Annotated in this window: 18 protein-coding genes; 4 read left to right on the forward strand and 14 right to left on the reverse strand. The window is 72.2% G+C overall.

Annotated features, from left to right (window positions below; translation table 11 throughout):
• Nucleotides 1–33: 33 nt before the first annotated feature.
• From ABZT02_RS31680 to ABZT02_RS31690, 3 genes are read right to left on the reverse strand one after another with little or no spacing between them, the layout of a single operon-like run.
• Entirely contained in the window at nt 34–1,506 is a 1,473-nt protein-coding gene (locus ABZT02_RS31680) for a carboxyl transferase domain-containing protein (RefSeq protein WP_356023554.1), read from the reverse strand.
• Entirely contained in the window at nt 1,499–2,962 is a 1,464-nt protein-coding gene (locus ABZT02_RS31685; protein WP_356023556.1) for an acyl-CoA synthetase, read from the reverse strand. The genes ABZT02_RS31680 and ABZT02_RS31685 overlap by 8 nt, the downstream gene beginning before the upstream one ends.
• Before the next feature lie 36 nt (nt 2,963–2,998).
• Entirely contained in the window at nt 2,999–4,402 is a 1,404-nt protein-coding gene (locus ABZT02_RS31690; protein ID WP_356023558.1) for an SLC13 family permease, read from the reverse strand.
• Nucleotides 4,403–4,615: 213 nt separating this feature from the next.
• Here ABZT02_RS31690 and ABZT02_RS31695 point away from each other — a divergent pair, with 213 nt between their 5' ends.
• The gene (locus ABZT02_RS31695; protein ID WP_356023560.1) at nt 4,616–5,323 is read left to right on the forward strand and encodes a FadR/GntR family transcriptional regulator; all 708 of its coding nucleotides are present in this window, start codon (nt 4,616–4,618) and stop codon (nt 5,321–5,323) included.
• A gap of 38 nt (nt 5,324–5,361) precedes the next feature.
• On the opposite strand, the gene ABZT02_RS31700 is transcribed toward ABZT02_RS31695, so the two are convergent.
• Nucleotides 5,362–6,234: a hypothetical protein gene (locus tag ABZT02_RS31700; RefSeq protein WP_356023562.1), complete on the reverse strand. Its 873-nt coding sequence runs from the start codon at nt 6,232–6,234 to the stop codon at nt 5,362–5,364.
• Nucleotides 6,235–6,358: 124 nt separating this feature from the next.
• Between ABZT02_RS31700 and ABZT02_RS31705 the strand changes: the two genes are divergently transcribed.
• Nucleotides 6,359–7,411, forward strand: a complete 1,053-nt coding sequence (locus ABZT02_RS31705) for a MerR family transcriptional regulator (protein WP_356023564.1) — start codon at nt 6,359–6,361, stop codon at nt 7,409–7,411.
• A 26-nt stretch (nt 7,412–7,437) separates the two neighbouring features.
• Here the strand turns inward: ABZT02_RS31705 and ABZT02_RS31710 are convergent, their stop codons facing one another.
• The 10 genes from ABZT02_RS31710 to ABZT02_RS31755 all read right to left on the reverse strand — a co-directional run bounded on the left by ABZT02_RS31710 (nt 7,438) and on the right by ABZT02_RS31755 (nt 19,439).
• On the reverse strand, nt 7,438–8,037 hold the full coding sequence (locus ABZT02_RS31710; RefSeq protein ID WP_356023566.1) for a hypothetical protein: 600 nt from the start codon (nt 8,035–8,037) through the stop codon (nt 7,438–7,440).
• Nucleotides 8,003–8,836: an FkbM family methyltransferase gene (locus ABZT02_RS31715; RefSeq protein WP_356023568.1), complete on the reverse strand. Its 834-nt coding sequence runs from the start codon at nt 8,834–8,836 to the stop codon at nt 8,003–8,005. The genes ABZT02_RS31710 and ABZT02_RS31715 overlap by 35 nt, the downstream gene beginning before the upstream one ends.
• Entirely contained in the window at nt 8,833–9,060 is a 228-nt protein-coding gene (locus ABZT02_RS31720) for a Trm112 family protein (RefSeq protein WP_356023570.1), read from the reverse strand. The genes ABZT02_RS31715 and ABZT02_RS31720 overlap by 4 nt, the downstream gene beginning before the upstream one ends.
• Nucleotides 9,057–9,962, reverse strand: coding sequence for a hypothetical protein (locus tag ABZT02_RS31725; protein ID WP_356023747.1), 906 nt, complete (start codon nt 9,960–9,962; stop codon nt 9,057–9,059). Before ABZT02_RS31725 ends, ABZT02_RS31720 begins: the two co-directional genes overlap by 4 nt.
• A gap of 24 nt (nt 9,963–9,986) precedes the next feature.
• The gene (locus tag ABZT02_RS31730) at nt 9,987–10,724 is read right to left on the reverse strand and encodes a class I SAM-dependent methyltransferase (protein ID WP_356023572.1); all 738 of its coding nucleotides are present in this window, start codon (nt 10,722–10,724) and stop codon (nt 9,987–9,989) included.
• Nucleotides 10,721–12,106, reverse strand: a complete 1,386-nt coding sequence (locus ABZT02_RS31735; protein ID WP_356023574.1) for a condensation protein — start codon at nt 12,104–12,106, stop codon at nt 10,721–10,723. Before ABZT02_RS31735 ends, ABZT02_RS31730 begins: the two co-directional genes overlap by 4 nt.
• Nucleotides 12,103–16,296, reverse strand: coding sequence for an alpha-(1->3)-arabinofuranosyltransferase family protein (locus tag ABZT02_RS31740; protein WP_356023576.1), 4,194 nt, complete (start codon nt 16,294–16,296; stop codon nt 12,103–12,105). Before ABZT02_RS31740 ends, ABZT02_RS31735 begins: the two co-directional genes overlap by 4 nt.
• A complete protein-coding gene (locus ABZT02_RS31745; RefSeq protein ID WP_356023578.1) occupies nt 16,293–17,075 on the reverse strand; it encodes a class I SAM-dependent methyltransferase in 783 nt (260 codons plus the stop codon). Before ABZT02_RS31745 ends, ABZT02_RS31740 begins: the two co-directional genes overlap by 4 nt.
• Entirely contained in the window at nt 17,072–18,256 is a 1,185-nt protein-coding gene (locus tag ABZT02_RS31750) for a glycosyltransferase family 4 protein (protein WP_356023580.1), read from the reverse strand. Before ABZT02_RS31750 ends, ABZT02_RS31745 begins: the two co-directional genes overlap by 4 nt.
• A 193-nt stretch (nt 18,257–18,449) precedes the next feature.
• The gene (locus ABZT02_RS31755; protein WP_356023582.1) at nt 18,450–19,439 is read right to left on the reverse strand and encodes a DUF3068 domain-containing protein; all 990 of its coding nucleotides are present in this window, start codon (nt 19,437–19,439) and stop codon (nt 18,450–18,452) included.
• Nucleotides 19,440–19,851: 412 nt separating this feature from the next.
• Between ABZT02_RS31755 and ABZT02_RS31760 the strand changes: the two genes are divergently transcribed.
• Together ABZT02_RS31760 and ABZT02_RS31765 are read left to right on the forward strand one after the other, a co-directional pair.
• The gene (locus ABZT02_RS31760) at nt 19,852–20,004 is read left to right on the forward strand and encodes a hypothetical protein (RefSeq protein WP_185092818.1); all 153 of its coding nucleotides are present in this window, start codon (nt 19,852–19,854) and stop codon (nt 20,002–20,004) included.
• A gap of 3 nt (nt 20,005–20,007) precedes the next feature.
• A complete protein-coding gene (locus ABZT02_RS31765; RefSeq protein WP_356023585.1) occupies nt 20,008–21,246 on the forward strand; it encodes a helix-turn-helix domain-containing protein in 1,239 nt (412 codons plus the stop codon).
• The last annotated feature ends 123 nt before the right edge of the window (nt 21,247–21,369 follow it).

The raw sequence follows: 21,369 nt of genomic DNA on the forward strand, positions 1-21,369 counted from the left end.
TGTAGGTCTTTCATGAGGCTGCCTGATTCAGGGTCAGTGGCGTACGACCACCCCGAGCTCCACCAAGTCCTGCGGCCGGACCCGAAGCTGGTCCGCGGTCGCCTCGACCTCCTCCGGTGCCCGCTTCAGGATCGCCGCCGCCGGCTCCGGTGCGATCACGGAGAAGTAGCTGTCCGGTGTGGCGTACGTGGCGCCGGGCGCCGCCAGGGCCAGCGCGCCGCCGGAGCCGCCCTCGCCGATGAGGAGGGTGGTGATCGGGGTGCGGGCCGAGGCGACCGTGCTGAACAGGTCGGCGATCGCCGCGCCCGCGCCCTGGCGTTCGGCCTCCGCGTCATTGGCCGCGCCCGGGGTGTCCACCAGAGTGAGCACCGGGATGCCGAGACGGTCCGCGAGACGGATCAGGCGGGTGGCGGTGCGGTAGCCGGCGGGGCGGGTCGCCGTGCCGGTCTGGGCGGCGTAGGCGATGGTGCGGCCCCCGTGCTCGCCGAAGCCGCACAGCATGCCCGGGTCGGTGCCGCCGCAGCGGTCGCCGGAGACGGCCGCGCGGTGGGTGAAGTAGGCGTCCAGGTACGCCTCCGCGCGTGGCCGTTCGGGAGAACGGGCGCGGCGGACCGCGTCCCATCCGGTGACGGGGAGGTCGGTGGAGCCGAGCGGGGCCGGGACGGGGGCGGGTTCGACGGGCGGTGCGGGGAGCGCCGCGCCGGACGCGTCCGAGGCCCCGGTGCCGCCGGGTGCCGGTCGCTCGGAGGCGGCCGCCGCGGCGACGGTACGACCGTCCGTGGCCCCGTCGCCGGATCCGCCCGACGGCCTCGCCAGCAACCGCAGCCACCTCCCCAGGGTCTCCCGCAGCTCCTCAGGTCGTACGACCGCGTCCGCCGCTCCCGCCGCGACCTGTGCCTCCGCCGTGTACGCCGACGGGTCCGCGTCCGGGGGACGGACCCGGGAGCCCGCGAAGCCGACCTGGGCGCCCGGCAGGGCGAGGATCACGTCGGCGCTCGCGCCCATGGTGGCCCAGCCGCCGCCCGTGGTGGGGTCGCGCAGTACCGCGATCTGAGGAAGGCCCGCAGCCCGGGTGAGGGCCGACTGCCGGGCCACGCGCTGGAGTTGGGTCAACGCGAGCATGCCCTCCTGCATCCGGCTGCCGCCCGTGGCCACCAACGGGACGACGGGCAGGCGGTGTTCACGGGCGTACGTGTACGCCGCCTCCAGCCGGTCGCCGGTGCGCTCGCCCAGCGAGCCGCCGAGGAAGCCGAACTCGAAGGCGATCAGTACGGCTCGGGTGCCCTCGACGCGCGCGGTGCCGCAGATGACCGACTCCTGCTCGCCGGTGCGTTCGCGGGCACGGGCGCACGAGGCGTCGTAGCCCTGCCAGGCGAGCGGTCCGTCGGGCTTCGACTGCCGTTCGGGATAGGAAATTTCGGAGAAGTCGTCGGCGAGCAGCGCGACCACCTCACGGGCGGACAGGCGCCCGGCGGGCGGGCGTTCGGTGCTCGGGCGTTCAGTCATGCAGCGCCCGCTTCATGATCTTCCCCATGTCGTTGCGGGGCAGCGCGGTGAGATGGTGGATGACCCTGGGGCGCTTGTGGGGGGCCAGGCGCCCGGCCACATGGTCGGCCAACTCGTCGAGCAGCGGAGGGGATTGCGGGTCCGCCGGGACGATCCACGCCACGATCCGCTCGCCCAGATCCGGGTCCGGCTCCCCGGTCACCGCCGCCTCCCGCACCCCCGGATGCTCCAGCAGCGCGTTCTCGATCTCGCCCGCCCCGATCTTGTAACCCCCGCTCTTGATCAGGTCGGTGGCCTTCCGGCCGACGATCCGGACGTACCCGTCCGCGTCCCGCACCGCCATGTCCCCCGTACGGAACCAGCCGTCCGCCGTGAACGCGGCCGCCGTCGCGTCCGGCCGGTTGAGGTACTCGGTGAACAGGTTGGGCCCGCGCACCTGGATCTCTCCCACCGTCTCGCCGTCGTACGACGTGATCGGCGAGCCGTCCTCCTCCACCAGCCGCAGCTCCACGCCCGGCAGCGGTACGCCCACGGTCCCGGCGCGCGGCTCACCGTCGGCGCGCACACTCGTGTTCATGAGGGTCTCCGTCATGCCGTAGCGCTCCACGACCCGGCGGCCGGTCGCGGCCGCGATGCGCTGGTGGTCGTGCACGGGGAGCGCCGCCGAGCCGGAGACGAGGAGCCGGGCACCGGCCAGCGCCTTCACCAACTCCGGGTCCTCCGCCAGGGTTTCGGCGATGCGGTGGTACATCGTGGGGACGCCGAAGAACATCGTCGCGTCGTCGTTCAGCTCGCGGGCCACACCGTCCGTGCTGAAACGGCCCAGGTGACGGACCGAGCCGCCGCGGCGGAGCGGGCCGAGGACGCCCAGCACCAGGCCGTGCACATGGAAGAGGGGCAGGCCGTGCACGAGGACGTCCTCCGAGGTCCACTGCCAGGCGTCCGCGAGAGCGTCCAGGGTGCTGGCGACGGCCCGGCGGGGGATCACGGCGCCCTTCGGGGGGCCGGTGGTGCCGGAGGTGTAGACGACCAGGGCGGGGTCGCCGTCCTGCGCCGGGCTGTCGGGGGAGGGGGCGGGCGCGGGGAAGAGGGTGCCGGTGGCGTGCGCGTCGATGTCGAGGCGCTCCAAGTCGGCGATCGCCGACGGCAGTTCGGCACCGGGCGCGGTGAGCAGCAGGCCCGGCGCGCTGTCGTTCAGGATGTGCCCGAGCTCCTTCTCGCCGGACTTCGGGTTGAGCGGCACCGCGGCGACCCCGGCCTCCAGAGCGGCCACCACGGCCACCGCGGTCTCCAGTTCCGGCGTCGCCCAGACGGCCACGCGGTCGTACCGCGCGAGACGGCCCGCCAGGGCGCCGGTCGCCGCGGCGAGTTGCGCGTAGGTGAGTGAGCGGTCGCCGAACCGCAGGGCGGAACGGTCCGCCGTGACGCCCCTGAGGGCCGGGAAGAGAGAGGTCACGCTTCACAACTCCTAATGTTTTGTCGCCTGTCGGTCCTACCCGAACCCCGGCACGACCATCACCAGCCACACCACCGCGGGTACCACCGCGACCACGATGCCTCCGTAGATCATCAACTGCCGGAAGAAACGCTCGCGGTCCACGTCCGGTGCCGCCGCCAGCACCAGCGCCCCGTTCGTCGAGAACGGGCTCACGTCCACGACCGTCGCCGACACCGCCAGCGCCGCCACCATCCCGACCGCCCCGATCTCGCCCTGCGCGAGGAACGGCACGGCGAGCGGGATCAGCGCGCCCATGATCCCCACGGACGAGGCGAACGCGGAGACGATGGCACCGATGTAGCACAGCAGCACGGCGGCCAGCAGCGGGACGCCGATGCCGCCGACGCCCTCACCGGCCCACTTGATGGTGCCCATCTGGTCCAGCACGCCGACGTAGGTGAGGACACCGCAGATCAGCAGCACCGTGGTCCAGGCGATCTGCCCGACCGCGTTGCGGCTGTCCTCCGGCCAGGCGGCGCTCAGGAGCACCGCGAGGGTGATCGACGTGAGCCCGGCGTCGAGGTCGAAGGCGAGGACGGCGACGACCAGGGCGACCAGGGCGGTGAGGGTCGCGACCCGGGCGGGGGTGAGGCGGGTGGTGCCGGGGGCCTCGGGGCGGGCGGCTACGGCGGTGGCGGGGCCGGCGGTGGTGCCGGTGCCGGTGCCGGTGGGGGTCGTACCCGCGGAGGTGGGGCCGGTGCCTTCGGCCGGTGTGTCACGCTGGTCCACAGTGCTGGTGGCGCTGGTGGCGCCGGTGCCCCCGGTCGCCTCGTCCAGCGGCACCGCCCCCTGCGCCCACAGCTTCAGCCCGCCGAACAGCACGAACATCACGCCCGCGATGACGAGGTTGACGATGAGCGAGGCCAGGAAGAGGAACACCTCGTTGACCGGGAGGTGCTCGCGCTCGACGATGCCGTTGACGATCGTGCCGTAGATGCTGATCGGCGAGAAGCCGCCGCCCTGGGCGCCGTGCACCACCATGGCGCCCATCAGCAACGGGCTGATCCCGTACCGCGCGGCGAAGCTCAGCGCGATCGGCGCGACGATCGCGACCGCGGCCGGGCTGACCGCGCCGATCGCCGTCAACGCGCCGGTGAGCGCGAACATCACCCACGGGATCAGCGCCACCCGCCCGCGCACGAGCCGGATGGCCGCGTGGACCAGCCAGTCCGTGGTGCCGTTGGCCCGCGCGATCGCGAACAGGTACGTCACGCCGACGAGGACGACGAACAGGTCGCCGGGGAAGCCGGCGAAGATGCCGTCCGCGTCGAGGTCGGCGACCAGCTCGCCCACGGCGAAGGCGGCGGCGAAAGCGAGGGCACCCATGTTGACGGAACGGGTGGTGGCGATGACGAACACCACGACGAGGACGAGGATCGAGATGAGTTCGGGGGACATACGGGCTCCCGTCGTTGGATCCCGGAGCGGTTGGTCAAGTGGATGAGCCACTTATCACTCAGCCACTTGGTGGGGGGATGGCTGGTTAGCGTGGTGGTGGGCGGGCCGAACGTCAAGAGGGGGAGCGAAATTGGCTCAGCCACTCGACCAATTGACCGCCTCAATTGACCGCCTATGCGGGTGTTACGCTCCCGACGAACGAGAGGGGGACCCGTGACCGACGCCCTGCGCCCCATGACCAAGCCACGCCTCTACGAGCAGGTGCTGGACCGGCTGCGCCAGTACGTCACCGAGGCCGGGCTCCGGGCCGGCGACCGGCTCCCGCCCGAACGCGACCTGGCCACCCGCCTCGGGGTCAGCCGGGCCTCCGTGAAGCAGGCCATCGTCGTCCTTGAGGTCCAGGGCCTGGTCGAGGCGCGGCACGGCGGCGGGACGTATCTCGTGCGCGACAGCCTCGATGTCGAGCCCGTCGAGAAGATGGTCGAGCGGCGCCGGCGTCTGCCCGACGTCCTCGACGCCCGCGAGGCCCTGGAGACCAAGCTCGCCGAACTGGCCGCCGAACGCCGCACCGACGAGGACCTGGTCCGGATGCGGACGGCCCTCGCCAAGATGGCCGGCGAGATCGAGGACGGCGGCCACGGCGTCGAAGGCGACCGGCTGTTCCACGCGGCGGTCACCGCGGCCGCCCACAGCAGCCTGCTCGCGGAGTTCATGCGCTCCATCGCCGACCAGATCGCCGAGAGCCGCACCGAGTCCCTGCGCCAGCCGCATCGCCCCGAGCGCTCCCTCGCCCAGCACCGGGCGATCCTCGACGCGATCACCCTCCAGCGCCCGGGCCAGGCGGCCACGGCGATGCGCCGGCATGTCCGCACGGTGGCGAAGGTACGGCTGCTGGACTGGGAGCCGGAGGAAGGCGAGTAGCGGCAACCGCGGTGCGTCGAAGGTGACCCCGGTTCGCGCTACCGCCGGGCCGCCCGCAACACCGCCTCCACCACCGGCCGCAGCGACCCCGGGTGCAGGAACAGGAAGAGGTTCGGCTCGACCAGCTCCAGTTCCATGACCCTCGGCTGCCCGTCCTCCCCGTCGACGAGGTCCACGCGCGCGTACAGCAGCTCCGGAGCGTTCGGTACGGCGGCCAGGGCGCGCTCGGCGACGGCGTGTTCGGCCGGGGTCGGCGTCCAGGGCTCCAGGCCCGGGTGGGCGACCTTGGCCGCGTCGAAGGCCGTACCGGGAGCGAGGACGGCCCGCTTGCGGCTGGCGTGCAGCAGCCGGCCCCCGAAGAACTGCAGCGCCCGCTCACCTCCCGCGTCGATGCCCCGCATGTACGGCTGCACCATCGCGGTCAGCCCCTCCGCGTGCATGCGCTCCAGCTGCCGTACGGCACTCTCGTGCTGCTCGGGTGTGTACCGCGCGGCATAGCGCGCACCCGCCCCGGAGGTGGGCTTCACGACGTACTCGTGAGCGCCGGGCAGGTCGGCCGGGTCGCCGGGCGCGAGATAGCGGGTCGGCACCACCGGCACGCCCGCCTCCGCGAGCTCCCCGAGGTACCGCTTGTCGGTGTTCCAGCGCACGACCTCCGCCGGGTTGGCGAGCCGTGTCACCTCGCCGCACCGCTCCGCCCACGCCACGAACTCGGCCGCCCGCCAGCTGTAGTCCCAGGTGGACCGGATGACGGCCAGGTCGTACCCGGCCCAGTCGACGTCACCGTCGTCCCAGAACACGGCCTGCGCGTCGGCCCCGGCCTCGCGCAGCGCCGCCACCAGCACGGGCAGGTCGGCGTCCTTGCTGGGCTCCGGCTGGGGGTCGTAGGTGACGAGGGCGACTCGGGGCACGGCGGATTCCTTTCCCATACGGCTCGACCGGCAGGCTAACCACAGCGGACGCAACCGCGACAACCGCTTTACCTTCCCCCTCGGTGAAGCCCCACCATCGAGGCGAGGAACGAAAGGTGGCCCTATGGAGTGGCTGACGATCGGGGCCTTCGCGCGGGCGTGCCGACTGTCCCCGAAGGCACTGCGGCTCTACGACGAGCTGGAGCTGCTGCGTCCGGCACGTGTCGACGCGGAGACGGGCTACCGCTACTACGCCCCGGCCCAGCTGGAACAGGCCAGGCTGGTGGCGTGGCTGCGCCGGCTGGGCATGCCGCTGGCCCGCATCCGCACGGTGTGCGCACTGCCGCCCGCTGCCGCCGCCGGCGAGATCCGCGCGTACTGGGCGCAGGTGGAGAGGGACACGGCCGTACGGCGGGACCTCGCCGCGTTCCTCGTCGACGAGCTCACGGCTGCACCGAGGAAGGACCCCACCATGCTCGAACTGCGTTACTGCGCCCACTCCGACCCCGGCCGGGTCCGCCCCGCAAACCAGGACACGGCCTACGCGGGCGCCCGCCTCCTCGCGGTCGCCGACGGCTACGGCCCGGCGGGCGCCCCGGCCAGCAGCGCGGCCGTGGCGGCGCTGCGGTCCCTGGACACCGACGAACTCCCGGCCGGCAACGTCCTCGACCTGCTGGCGGACGCCGTGCACGGGGCGAGCGAGGCGGTGCGGGGCGTGGCCGCGGGCGCCGCCGAGAACGGCACCACTCTGACCGCCCTGCTGTGGACCGGCTCCCGGCTCGCCCTGGTCCACATCGGCGACTCCCGCGCCTACCTCCTGCGCGGCGGCGCGCTCTTCCGCATCACCCACGACCACACGGTGGTCCAGTCGCTGGTCGACGAGGGCCGGCTGACCGCGGCGGAGGCGGTCAGCCACCCCCGGCGGGCCCTGCTCCTCAAGGCCCTCACGACCGGCACCCCGGACCTGAAACTGCACGACGCCGAACCCGGCGACCGCTACCTGCTGTGCTCCGACGGCCTCTCCGCGGTCGTGCCCGACTCCACCATCCGCGACCTGCTCACCGCCGCCCCCGCCCCCGACACGGCCGTGCACACCCTGGTCGACGCGGCGAACACCGCGGGCGGCCCGGACAACGTCAGCTGTGTGGTGGCGGACGTGGTGGAGACGCCGGCCTGATCCGCCGCAGGCCGGTTTCTGGCCGGTCAACGCACCGTCAGCCGTTGCAGCAGGCCCCAGGTGAACTCGGCGACCGCCTCGCGCCGTACGCCCTTCTCGTCCGGGGCCGTGAACGTCAGGCCCCATCGGGTCGGGGCGGTGCCCTCCAGGGGGCGGGCCGGGGGGAAGGCCCGGGCCGCCTCGTCGACCGTGCAGGACCAGGGGGTGAGGTCTTCCAGGGTGCGCAGGTCGGGGCCTTCGGTCTCCGGTGCTCTGACCAGCCACTCGTTCCACACCGTCGAGCCGTTCGGGGCCAGGAGCGCCTCGAAGCGGAGGTCGGGCCAGAGCGGGACGGGCCAGAGCCAGGCCTCGCACTCCAGGTCGCCCACCTTGCGGGTGAGGACGGTCTCCGGGGCGCCGAGGATTGAGCGGTACCGGGACGCGGCCGCGCGGGCGCGCGGGGAGCGGACCATCGCCTGCCAGCGCCTGTTGGCCTCCCGCATGTCCGCGATCGACACGCCCAGCGCGTGCCGGGCGTCCTCCACCAGGCCGGGGTTGTGGTCGGCCATGCGGCGCAGCAGGACCAGCTGGAAGTCGTGGACGGTGAAGGGGCTAGCCGGGGGCTTTCCGGAGGGCATGGTCCCCATCGTCCCCCACCGCACTGACACCGGGCCGGCGGCCGTCGGGGAGGAAGAGCACCGAGTTGATGTAGCGGGGGCGGTCGAGGAAGGGCAGGACCCGGCGGAGCAGGCCCTGGCTGACGACGTACGAGGCCGTCTCCTGGTGGGCCTCCAGGGGGAAGCCGGACAGCGGGACCCAGGTGGCGCGGGGCAGCACCCAGCCGTCGTAGCCGAGGAGGGAGAGGTAGGTGACCACGGGCGCGATCGGCTGGATCCGGGACTCCAGTTCGACGAAGAGCGCGGGCCGGTCGCGCGCGAGGATTCCCGTCGCCCCGCGCAGCACCCCCAGTTCGCTGCCGTCCACGTCGATCTTGATGAAGCCGACGTCCTTCAGGCCGAGTTCGTCCAGCGTCACACAGCGGACGTCCACCGCCCGGCCGTGGATGTCGCGCCGGACCAGGGAGGACACCCCGCGGTCGCCCTCGTCGCCGGGCGGCAGCCACAGTCGGGCGGTGCCCGGGCGGTCCGTGGCGGCAGCCTGGACGACCTGGACGTTCGCCGGGGCCGCCGAGGTCAGCAGCCGGGCCAGATGGGGGACCGGCTCGACGGTCACCACCTGCCGCGCCCGCCCGGCCAGCCGCCGCGTCCACGGCCCGTACCAGCCGCCCACGTCCACCGCCGTCCGGCAGTCCGCCGGGCACAGGTCGGCAAGCCGTGCCAGCTCCGGCTCGAAGCGCGGGTACACGGCCCGTGCGGCCGCCGCGACGAGGCGGGTGGGCAGCAGGGGGGCGACTCTCGCCGCCCAGGTACGAGCCGGGGCGGTCATGGAGTCATCCGTTTCACCAGGTCTTCGTGCGCGTCGTCCGTGACCTGCTCGCCGGAGGCCGGCAGCAACTGCGGGATGCCGTCGACGATCGGATAGCGGCGGCGCAGCCGGGGGTTGTACAGGGCCTCCTCGACGGACAGCGACTCGTCCGGCGGTACGAGATGCAGGGGCCCCTTGTCGAGCGGGCAGGCCAGGATCCGCAGCAGCGGGTCGTCGGGGTTCATGGGGGCGTCAACTCCTTGGCACCGATGGGGGGTTGGGGCGCCGGATCATGCTTGGGCATGCTCAGCAGTACGGCGACGGCGAGCACCGTGCCCGCGAGGCGCAGCGCGAGCCGCAGCGGATCGTGGGGCAGGGACTCGCCGAACGAGAGCGTGCCGAGCACCGCGGTGTACAGGCAGGTCACCGTCGTGCACACCGGCACGATCAGCGAGGCCCGACAGCGCTGCAGCGCCGCCTGCGACATCACCAGACCGAAGGCCCCGGTGAACAACAGGAGGTACGGATACGGGGAGCCCAACAGCTCAACTGCCGCGCCACCGAGCCCACTTGATGTCAGATAGCTCGACACGCCCTTGATCGCGAGCGAGCTGACCCCGTACAGCAGGCCCACCGCCACGCCGTACTCGACGCCGGTCGTGGGCATGCGGTGCCGGTGTCTCGTGCGCCGCTCGGCGGACCCGTACAGCCACACGCCCGCCGCCAGCGACGGAACGCACACCAGCAGGATCAGCTGGTACGGGGCGTCCCGGCTGACCTGGTCCGAACCCTGCTTCAGCGACAGTACGACCATGAGGAGCGCGGCGAGGATGGCGCCCAGGGCGTACCGTTCCCGCCCGGTCGTCCGCTCGCCCAGCAGCCGCGCCGACAGCAGGACGAGCAGCACCAGACCGGAGACGAAGATGCCCTGCGCGGCCGCGATGGGCAGCGTCCGGTAGACCGCGAGCTGCGCGCCGAAACCCGCGGCCAGCGAGAGCGAGCCGCCGATCCACAGCGGACTCCTGAGCACCAGCCCGAGCAGCCGCGCGGGTTGCCGGATCGTCACCTCGGGCAGGGAGGTGAGCGCCCGTTTCTCCAGGACGAAGCCGACGCTGTACAGGGTGTTCGCCAACAAGGCCGCCGCCACTCCCCACCACATGGTCCACGCCCCCTAGGTCTTGCGCGCGTGCAGCAGCAGGATCGACGCGAGCGAGGGTCTGGCACACGCCAGCCGGTCCAGTGCGCGCAGCGGACGCGGCACACCGTGGAAGGGCGCCCCCTCCAGCCGTACGACCTCGAAGCCGGCCGCCGCGACGAACTCCCGCAGCGCCCGCGCCGTGTACAGCCGCAGATGCCCTACGACCTCCCGCCCGGGCCGCCCGTGGATAGCCCGCAGGCTCACCTCCGAGAACACCGGCTGGACACCGGCCAGCAGCAGTCCGCGGTTGTACCAGGCGGCCAGGTTCGGTGTGGACAGCATGAGATGGCCTCCCGGGCGCAGGATGCGGCGGATCTCGTCCAGCGCGGCATCGGGGTCGACGAGATGCTCGACGACCTCGCTGAACAGCACGGCGTCGACGGAGGCGTCCTTGAACGGCAACCCCGCGCCGCTGAGTTCACCGCGGACGGCGTACGCCAGCCTGGTGCGGGCGCGTTTGAGGGCGTCCTGGGACCAGTCGACGCCGACGATCCGGTGACCGGTGAGGAGCGGCGCGGCGGTGGCCGCGGCGGTTCCGTCGCCGCAGCCGATGTCGAGAACGGTGCGCCCGGTTTCTCCCGGGGCTCCGAGGGCCCCGGCCAGCATGCGGGCCTGGCGCAGGGAACGGGGGGTGCCGGAGGCGACCGGCACGGCGGGGTCCTCGTAGAAGTCCCTGAGGCCGCCGCGGCGCGCGGGCGCGGTGGTGTTCACGGGGCCACCTCCGTGGAGTGCAGGTAGTGCTCGAACAGGTCCCTCAGATGGGCGCCGTCGCCGTGGCCGAGCAGGGCCCGCGACCAGCGCAGGGCGAGGTGCAGCCGGCCCGCGGTCGAGGCGGTCGTGACCGTGAGGCCGCGCGGCATCCTCGCGGGCGCCGAGAACCACACGGCGTGCGCGCGGCCGGCCTCCTCGCCGAAGTCCAAGGGGTACGGGACGCGGCCGATGTTGCTGAGCAGGGTGGTGGAGGTCCAGGGGGCGGCGGCTCTGCGGAGGCCCCGGGTGAGGGCCGCGCGCCAGGCCACCGGGGTGACGGGGGCGGTGAGCAGGCTTGCGCCGTGGCCGAGTTGGGGGCGGGGGAGGGACTTGAGAGCACGGGTGCGCTGAGCCGTGCGCCGCAGGAAGTCGGGCATCTCGTTCGGCTCGTTCGTCAACTCTTCCGGAGAGAACGGGACTTCGACCAGGCGGGTGCCGTTTCCTATGGGCATCGTCGTGTCCCTCGGACGGTCGTCCACGGGCATGGTGATGCGCAGGGGGCGAGGGGTTTCTCCGTGCTCCCTGTTCCAGTGGGCGATCGTCAGGGCCGTGGTGACCATCAGCTGGTCGTTGACCGTGTACGGGGAGCCCTTGGGGCGGTGCGGGAGGGGGAGTTCGGTGACGAGGAGGCCGTTGCCGGGGGAGTTCTCGGGGGCGCCGTGCGCTACGCGGGCCGGGCGGCTCCAGTTGGAGGGTGTCTCCGGGGTTTGTGGGGGGTCCGGAGTGCGGGTGGGAGCCGGGGCGGGCGAGTTGTCCTTGCCGCCGTAGATTTCGGCCGCCGTGGCGAGGATGCGGAGGCATGCGGGGCCGTCCAGGGCTGTGTGGTTGATGGTGAGGAAGAGGACGGTCGTCTGTCGGGTGCGGGCCGGTGGGGGCTTGTCGCGCCCCGCGGCGGAGCCGCTTGTCGACACAGCCCCGCGCCCCTGGGGTGGGTGCAGGCCGACTATGTCGGTTGCCTCGCTTCCTTCTGCTGGGCCCGCGCCCTCCACCACCTCCAGTCGTATCGGTGGGGACAGTGACAGTGGGGGTGCCTCCGTCAGGGCCCGCGTCCTGGCGTCCCGCAATGCGTTGAGCCCCGGCCTCGGAAAGCTCACCACCTCCACATCCGGCTCCGCCGTCAGCTCCCACTCGTAGCGGCGCCGGTACCAGCCCCCCGGGGCCTCCCGCATCAGGATCCGGGGGTGCCGGTGCAGGGCCTCCAGGAACGCCTTGCGGAGGCGGGACTGATCCAGTCGCCCCGGCAGGTGCACCTCGATGTGGACCGTCTCGGGCTCCTCCTCCTGGAGGCAGTGGCGGGACACCTCGTCCACGACCGGGAACGGGATCCGTGCCGGAGGCGTCATGCCGGTTCGCCCCTTCCCTTTTCCACCTGGACCGGCGGCAGTTGCTGCGTGGGCGCCTCGGAATCGGGACGGGTCTCCGGCTCCCGCACACTCACCAGCGCCGCGAACAACCCGATCAGCGACAGCAGTTGGGCCACGTGTCCGAAGGCCCCCTCCGCCGCGCCCACCGGCTCGCCCGCCCCCACCGCGGCGGCGATCCCCGCTCCCGCCAGCGCCACGAAGGCGATCGGCACCAGGAGCCCGTGGCGTCGGAACGCGAGCAGCGCCAGCGCCGGGACCAGCAGCGCGAACCAACCGGCGATCACCACGCCGACCAGCGTGAGCGCCACCACCCCGAGCCACACCCCCGGCGCCGGAGGCACCCGCTGGGGCTCATCGGGGTTCGGGGAGCGCCTGCGCCACAGCACCAGGCCCACCAGCACCGCCAGTGCGACCCCGCTGCCGATCAGCGCGCCGTCGTACGTCGTCGCGGGCTCGTACGACAGCTTCAGTGTGCCGCCCGCCCCTGCGGGGATGCGCCAGCCCTGCTGCCAGCCGTCGAGCCGCAGGGCGGACAGCGACTTCCCGTTCAGCGTGGCCTTCCAGCCGTCGTTGTAGTTCTCGTAGGTCGTGAGGTACGAGGCGGCTCCTGATCCCACGGTCACCTCGCGGCGGTCGCCCAGCCAGTCCCGTATCCGCAACTCCCTTGTGAGAGAGGACTGTTCGCCGATCGTGCCGCGGGTCAGGGTGATGTCGGTCAGGGCGAGCGGTCCGGCGTCGCCACCCTCGACGACGTGCTCACCGGAGGTGAGGGACAACTCGTCGTCCGAGCGGCCCTGCTGACAGAGCGTCACCGTCAGCTCGCGGCGGTCGGTCAGGTCCCGGATGCGGCCCGACACGCCTGTCTGGTAGAGCTTGCCGTCGATCGCCAGTACCGGTCCCTTGCCGCACGGCAGCGAGAACTTCCGGGCGGCCTTCGGCTGCGGGGTCCGGTACTGGTCGAGGGCCGGGAGGTAGGCCTCTGTCAGTCCCACGGGGAGTTGCAGATCCTCGTCGGCCACCGGGTTGTGCAGGACCAGCGGGGCCGTCTTGGTGATCGTGATGTCGAGCTGGTCGGTGGTGATCGCGGGGAAGCGCACCGCGCCGTTCTCGTCGACCCCGGCGACCGTCGCGCCGTCGGGCGAGGTGATGTCCACCTCGGTGGGGCGGGTGGAGAGGCCGCCCGCCGGGGCCAACACCAGCTCGGATATGGGCTGTTTGCCGTTCCAGCTGAGGTGGATGGTAGGGCGGTCGCCCGCGATCCAGGCCGTCGTGAGGTCACCGTCGGTGAGGTTGCGGGCGGACAGCCCGGTGCCCAGGGTCGCCGTGGAGTCGGCGGTCGCGGTGATGCGGTTACGCTGGTCGGGGGCGACCTCGTACAGCAGCCTGTCGAGCTGTTCCCCGCTCACCGGCACCGCGCTCGCCCGCACCGAGTACGTTCCCGAGGTCGCCGTGGCGAAGCGGCGGTGCAGGCCGGCCTCCGTGCCGGTCGGGGAGATCCCGGCCGGGTCGGGGACCCGGTGCAGGGAGACCACCTGGGCGGTGGAGTCCGTACCGTCGGCGTCGGTCGGCAGCCGCAGCAGCCGGGTCACCTGCACGTGCGGCAGGTCGATCTCGGAGAACCCGGCCCCGGCGAGCCCGGTCCGCCGCGCGACCGAGTCGACGATCGTGAGCTTCATCCAACTCGTCGCTCCGGGCGGGGCCTTGACGCTCTGCGTCGATCCGTCGGCCCGCAGGAAGCTGGTCCGCGACCCCCGCTCCGTCTCGACCCGCACCTTGGTCGCCGCCGACCGCACGCTCTCCTGAGGCAACGGCGTCACCTTGAACGACGACGGCATGTCGTACGCGGGATCGGAGAGGCCGATGCGCAGCCACTGCCCGTCGGGTGAGCCCGCGACGCCCTCCGCCCAGGCGGTGTCGGGGTTGCCGTCGAAGGCGCCCACCGGGTCGAACTGCGGGAGGTGGAACAGCCAGTTGCCGTACGAGGACGCCGTCACCGAGCGGGCGCCGCGCAGTTCGGCCACCGTTTGATGCGAGAGTCCCTTGGCCGGCAGGATCTGGTGCGGTTTCTCGCCGGCGTCCTGGGCGGCCCCGGAGGCGTTGCGTTCGTCGCTGGTGTACGTGTACGAGGTGTTCGCGTTGACGAGCCCGAAGCGGGTGTCGGCGCGCCGCAGTCCGTCACCGACGATCTGGAGCGGCGCCGTGCCGAGCCCGGGGTGGTTGTCGCCGGTCAACACCGTTGCCCGCCCCCGCAGTTCGGTCGCCAGCGGGAGCAGCGACTCGGGGCCGCCGGACACCTGGGCCGTGTCGGCGACCGGGAGCAGACCGGCCTGTCCGGGCCGCGGCACGTCCTCGTTCGCCGGGCGGTAGATCTCCACCGCCCGCTGCCTCGGGTAGAGCCCTTCGATCTGGAGCGGGGTGTCGTGCGCGATCTTCCCGCCCGTCATGAGCGGCCCGAGACCCGTCACCCGCTCGTAGCCGGACTGTTCCAGGGCCCGCTTGACGACCGAGGACGACACGGTGCCGATCTGGTCGGGGTCGAGGTCGTTGCGGACGACGACGTAGTAGACACCGGCCCGGCTCAGGTAGTCGGCGAGTCCCGGGATCTCGCCGCCGGTCATCAGCGCCTGCTCGACCGCGTCCGTCGCGCGCCGGTTGCCGGGGGTGCCGAAGGGGACGTAGTCGCGTTGCGCCCAGCGGGACTCGGCGAGGACGTCGAGGGGCTGGTCGATGGGGGAGCCCCAGGTGTAGATGCCGTGCGCGGTCGCGGGGACGACGAGGGCGCGCGAGTCGGGGGAGTACTTGTCCAGCCAGTCGGCCGTGGAGTGCCAGTACTTGGGCAGTTCCTGGAAGGAACCCGAGCTCAGGATCGAGCCGTTGAGGTACGGCCACATCAGTCCGGGCAGGACCAGGACCGCCGCGATCAGCGGGGCGTACCGGCGGCCCCTGATCTCTCTCGCCCCGCGCGGCTCGGCGGCCACCCCCACGAGATGGGCGAGACCCAGCACCAGGGCGAGCGCCAGCCCCGGCTGGAACTTGTAGATGTTGCGGAAGGGCGCGAGACCGCCGTTCAGCCAGTCCTGCACCAGCCCGTGGAAGGGGGCGCCGAACGCGCCGCCGTACCCCGCGAGCAGTACCAGGACGGCCGTCAGCACGGTCAGCACCAGCCACCGCCGCTCCGGCATGTCCCGCCGCGCCAGGCCCGCGAGGCCGAGCCCGGCGGCGAACGCCGAGCAGAGGATCACGATCACCGAGGAGGCCACGGTCCAGCCGGCCGGCAGCCACGCCTCCACCAGGTGCAGATAGGCGACCCAGTTCCCGGCCCCGCGCAGCGCCTCCGTCGCCGACATCGTGTCGGTCGTGGTCCGCGCGCTCTCGACGTACGGCAGGAAGTTCTCGCCGTAGAACCCGAGCAGCAGCAGCGGGATCACCCACCAGGCGGTCGCCAGGATCACGCCCGGCACCCACCAGGCGATCAGCTTGCGCTGCCGGGGTCCGGGTGGCCGGGAGAGGAGGTACAGCCCGACGGGGAGCAGGCAGGCCAGCGTGGAGGCCGCGTTCACGCCGCCCATGAACGGGATGACCAGCGCCGAGCGCAGGGCGGCGATGCGGGCGCTGTACCGCTCGTTCGTCAGCGGCAGCAGCACCCAGGGCAGGAAGGCGCCGGGCAGCGCGGCGGCGGAGGTCGAGCCGACGACGATGGTGAAGGTCGGCCACAGCGCGTACGCGACGGCGGCGAGCAGCCTTCCCGAGCCGTTGCCGACCCGCAGCCGCTCGGCCAGCCTCAGCGCGCCCCAGAACGCCACCGACACGACCAGCGACAGCCACAGCCGCTCCACCAGCCACACCGGCAACTGGAGGGCGTGGCCCAGCCAGTAGAACGGCAGCATCGGCCACAGATAGCCGACGTACTGGTCCTGGATGCCGCCGAAGGAGCCCTGGTCGTGCCACAGCTGCCCGAGGTCGGCGAGGAACCGCCCGGGGTCCGTGGTGACGCCCAGCTTGGTGTCGAAGGTCTGCCGGCCCGGGTGCACCGCCAGGAACAGCACGAACACCACGGCCCAGAACCCCAGCAGCCAGCTCCGCGACCGCGGGCCCTCCGGGGGGCCCGACATGGTCGCGGTGGTGGGGACGGCGGCCGGGGGAGGGGCCTGGACCGTGGACGTCGTCATGGTGGACACCGCCGGAGGATGAGGAGGAGGTTCCAGGTGGCGACCTCGCGGATGCCGGGAATCCGGACGACGGTTTCCGCGAGGAACGGCCAGTAGCGGGAGCGCGCCGAGACGACCGTGATGTCGTCCCGGGCACGCACCTGCCGCAGGGTCGGGCCGATGTGCACGGCGAACAGGTTCTCGCCGAGGGTGTGCTTGGCGGCCTTTCCGGTACGGCGCCGATAGCGGGCGCGGGCCCGTTCGGCACCCAGGTAGTGCCAGGGCGCCCACTCGTGACCGCCCCACGGGGACAGCCAGTTGGTGAACGACACGTAGATCAGCCCGCCGGGCCGGGTGACCCGTACGAGCTCGCTGAGGAAGATTTCCGGATCGGCCACGTGCTCCAGCACGTTGGAGGAGAAGGTGACGTCGGCGGCGGCGTCCCGCAGGGGGAGCAGGTAGCCGTCGGCGATCACGGCGGAGCCGGGCGGTTTCTCCCCGAGTTCGGTGGGATCGGGCTCGAAGAGGAACGCGTCCGCGCCCCGTCTGCGGAACTCCTCGGTGAAGTACCCGTTCCCGCCACCGACGTCCACGACGGTACGACCGGCGACGGGACCGTCGTACGCCTCGACCTGATCGACGGCGTCACGGGCGAGCAGCGCGTAGCAGGACTCCGGGTCATCTTGTTCACGTAAAAAGGCCCGGAAAAGCGCAAGGGATCGTCGAAACGAGGGGTCCTTGGTTGCTTGGGGGCGCGGGGAACTGCGCGACCAGCCACGACGGCGCCGCGCCCGCCTCACGGCCCCCAGCCCCTCACCGCCTCCGAAGCAACCGCACGGAACTGTCTGACAGTCCGATGCCAGCGATACCGAGCCGCCCGGTCCCGAGCCGCCTTGCCCATCAGCTCACGGCGATACCCGGAGAGAGCCAAGGTGCACCAAGCCGCGGCGAACGAGGACTCCCCCTGCGCAAGAACCCCCGTCTCCCCGTCCACGACGGAATCCCGCAGCCCAGGTACGTCAAAAGCAATCGTCGGTGTCTCCCGGGTCGCGGCCTCGGTGACGACCAGCCCCCACCCCTCCACGGCCGAGGGATGCAGCAGCAGCCACGCCTCACAGAGCAGCCGGTGTTTCTCGGCCTCGGAAACGTGCCCGGCGAATTCCACGCCGGGTCCGGCGAGTTGCTCCAGACGGCTCCTCTCGGGCCCGTCCCCGACGATCACCAGCCGGCCACCGGTCACCGGCCGCACCCGCTCCCACAGTCTCAGCAGCAGGTCGATCCGCTTGTACTCGACGAGCCGGCCCACGGCCACGAAGAGCGGTTCGGGCGAGCGGCGGACCAGGGGCTCGGGCTCCTCGACCCCGTTGTGCACGACGCGGATACGGTCCCGCTCGACACCGATCGCCCGCAGGGCATGGGCCGTCGACGGGGACACGGCGACCAGCAGACTGCGGTGCCGGGCCGCCGCACCGGCCAGCGCCCAGTGTTCGAGTCTTCGGCCGATCCGGGCCGCCGGGGCCAGGGGCCCGCCGAACCGCATCTTCCACAGGTCGGTGTGCACATGGTTGACCAGGCACAGGGTGGGGCCGTGGTGCCACAGGGGCGCCAGGTACGGCATGCCGTTGCAGACCTCGACCAGCAGATCGGTCTCGCCGACCTGGCGGGCGAAGGCCGTACGGGCGCGCAGGTAGTGCCCGAACTCGCCGCCCGCCGACACGACCCGGTAGTCCCGGTAGGAGGCGGGCCCGCCGCACAGCAGGGTCACCTGGTGGCCGAGCCGGGTCAGTCCGTCGGCGAGCCGGTCGACGAGCAGCTCGGAGCCGCCGGCGGCCGGATTGTCGAGGTCACGATGGGCGAGAAAAACGATTCGGCGCGGAGGTGGGGGGAGCGCCGAAGGGTGTTGCGGACTGTGCGATGAGGGTTGCAGCTGCGACGCCTGGGGAAGCGCGGCACGCAGCCGGTGGGGCACGTGCTGGGGCATGGGTGCTCCAACTCGTCTCAGGGTGCGGAACTCAGCAGTGTCTCTCAGGCTGGTTGTGGGGGGACTGAGTGCTTCCTAGGAGAAGGGTGTGGACGGGTTGTGCTCGGGTGGGGTGGCACAGTTTTCGCCCACCCGTACGCCGTGGCTACTCACCCACGTGACAATTTCCGGGCTTATTAGAGCTGACGTCCAGTCACATCGTGAGAACGGGCTCGGGCGTATCGCTCATATCGGTGGACTCGGGACGCCTGCGTCCCCGTACCACCAAAACGCCCCCCACGGCAGCCAGTACGAATCCGGCCACAGCCGCCCCGATGGGCAACGTCTCACCCACCGCGCGCAGTTGGCCGCTGTCCCGCTCGGCCAGCCGTACCGCGTCCTTCTGGGTCGCGGTGGTGAACGCGATCTTCCGGCTGTCCAGCAGGACCACGGCGTCCTTCTTCGCGCCGGGCGCCCGCAGGGTGCGCTTCGGACCCACCTGTGCGTAGACCACCCGGCCGGTGCGCTGGTCGACGACCAGCTCGATGCCGTGGTTGGAGTACCACTCCTCGGCCAGCACCTGCGGCCGCCCGGGCTCGTCCACGATCGTGCCCGGCACGAGCCGCGTCCCGACCTTCGCCGGGGCGACCGTGCCGGTGAACCGATAACCCGTGTACCCCTGAACCTTCTTCGTACCCTGGTAACGCAACGTCACCGTCGAACCGAGGGAGTTGTCCCACCACTGGTAGGAGCGTCGCTGCACGTCGAAGGGGAACTTCAGATAGGCCTCACCCTCGATGTACGGCTTCTCGCCGCAGCAGTGCACCGGCTTGGTGGTCTTGCGGTCCATCACCCAGCGGTGCGGGACGAACTCCAGCGCGTCGTGCGGGTCGGAGGCCGGCAGCGACTTGTCGGTGTCGACGGTGGTGGTGACGTCCCACACCGCGGCCCGGCCGCTGCGCTCACTGTCCTCGACGTCGGCGCGCACCCGCTGGGTGACGGTGATCCGCTGACCGGGAACCGTCTCCAGTTCCTCGGTGTCGAAGACGCTGCCCGTCCCGCGGTAGACCGCGGTCTGGTCGATGTCGATCGGATTCACGGCCGCTCGCGGTGCCACGTACCACGCGAGCAACGGCGCCAGTACCAGCAAAAACGTGCCGAGTCCCAGCAGAATCAGGGAGATTGGAGAGGCTGTACGGCGCATCCGGACACTCCTGGGGCGTGAGATGACGGAGTTCGGGCCGCTCTGGGCTCTGTCGTCACCCTCCCGTCGTCGCCCGTAGGGCGGGCCGAGCGGCGTCTGGTGCGTGCAGCTGCAAGGCGGAGGAGGGCGTCGACGCGGAGCGTCGGCAACCGACGACAACGCCGCTGGGGGCACCCCCTCTGGGGGAGGGCGTGCCAGGCGTCGCTCGGCAGGCGGGAGTGTGACGACAGAGCCCTTGGGCCGGAGACCGTAGGCGTTCATTGACGGAGTGTCAACGTCTTGACGGGGCATCAGTGTCCTGTCGACACTGGGCCGACAGGCAGGGTGGGTACCGGGTCGGGATCCGATGGATTCCACGTTCCGGGTGGGGACGTACGCCGGATCGAGCCGCTCGAGAGAGGCTGCCCCTGCGATGTCCAGACTGCTTGCCGCCGCACTGACCGTCGTGGCCGCCGCATTGCTCGCCCTCGGTGCCGCGCTCGGCATCGTCGCGCTGCTGGAGGCGACGCCCGAGCAGCCCAACACACCCCTGATCACCTACGAGCAGACGGACCAGGGGAGTTGACCCGTGGCCGCCCGCCCGGCAGCCGTGAACGCCCGCTCGGCCTGGCACGACGTCCCCCGCCCCCAGGTCCGTCGCTTCGCGGCCATCGCCATGTCCGAGGCGCCGGCCCTCGCGGAGCAGATCCTGCGCGAGATCCGCCGCGAGTACCCGCACCTGCCGGTCGTCCTGGACGAGTCCGGCGAACCGATGGCCCTGGTCGGCATCCGCCGCGCGATCGAGGTCTTCGTCCAGCACCTGGAGACGGCCGAGGGCCGCCCGACGGTCCCGCCGGGCGTCTTCCAGGAGTTCGGCCGGGGCGAGGGCCTGAACGGCCGCAGCCTCGACTCGCTCCAGGCGATCTACCGCATGGGTGTACGCCTGGCCTGGCGCCGTTTCGCCGACATCGGCCAGCGCGTGGAGATCCCGCCGCCGGCGATGTACGAGCTGGTGGACGCGGGCTACGAGTACCTGGACGGCCTGGTCGACCAGTCGGTCCGCGGCTACGCCGAGGCGGCGGCGAGACAGGCGGGCGAGCGCCTTCGCCTCCAGCGCCGCCTGATGGAGTTACTGCTGGCCGAGCGCCACCACGGCGACCCGGCGGACGCGCTGACGGAACGCGCGGCCCGTATCGGCTGGCCCCTCCCGCGGAAAGTGGCGGTCGGCGTCCTCCTCCGCCCGGCCCGCGAGGCGGTGCCCCCCGCGGTGGGCCAGAGCGTCCTGCTGGACATGGACTACGAACAGCCCCGCATGGTCGTCCCTGAGCCGGACGCGGCGGGCCGCCCCGAACTCCTGCACCGGGCCCTGACCGGCTGGGCGGGCGCGATCGGCCCCCCGGTCCCCCTCACCGACGCGGCCAAGTCCCTGCGCTGGGCCGAAGCCGCCGTACGCCTCATGGAACGCGACCTGCTCCCCACCGGGGACGTGCTGTACTGCACCGAACACACCGAGGCGCTGGTCCTGCTCCAGCCCGAGGAACTGATCGACGACCTGGCCCTGCGCTGCCTGGCCCCCCTGGCCCACTGTGGCCCCACCCACGGCCGCCGCCTCGCGGAAACCCTCCTCGCCTGGCTGGAGACACGGGGCGGAGCCCCGGAGGTGGCGGCCCGCCTGGGCGTCCACCCCCAGACCGTCCGCTACCGCCTCCGCCAGATCCGGGAGCTGTGGGGCGACGAGATCGACGACCCGGACCGCCGCTTCGAACTGGAGCTGGTGCTGCGGGCGCGGCGGTTGCGGGGGGAGCTCGGGACCCGCCACGCAATGTGACGTGCCGCACACGAACACAGCAGGACCATTGCCGGAGGAAACCGCCTGTCGCTAGCCTGTGTTCGTCATTCCGATCGTCTGTTGAAATTTCGAACGCAGACGCCTTAGACGCAAAGGGAGGGG

The sequence above is a fragment of the Streptomyces sp. NPDC005402 genome, assembly GCF_040606575.1.
GTDB lineage: Bacteria > Actinomycetota > Actinomycetes > Streptomycetales > Streptomycetaceae > Streptomyces.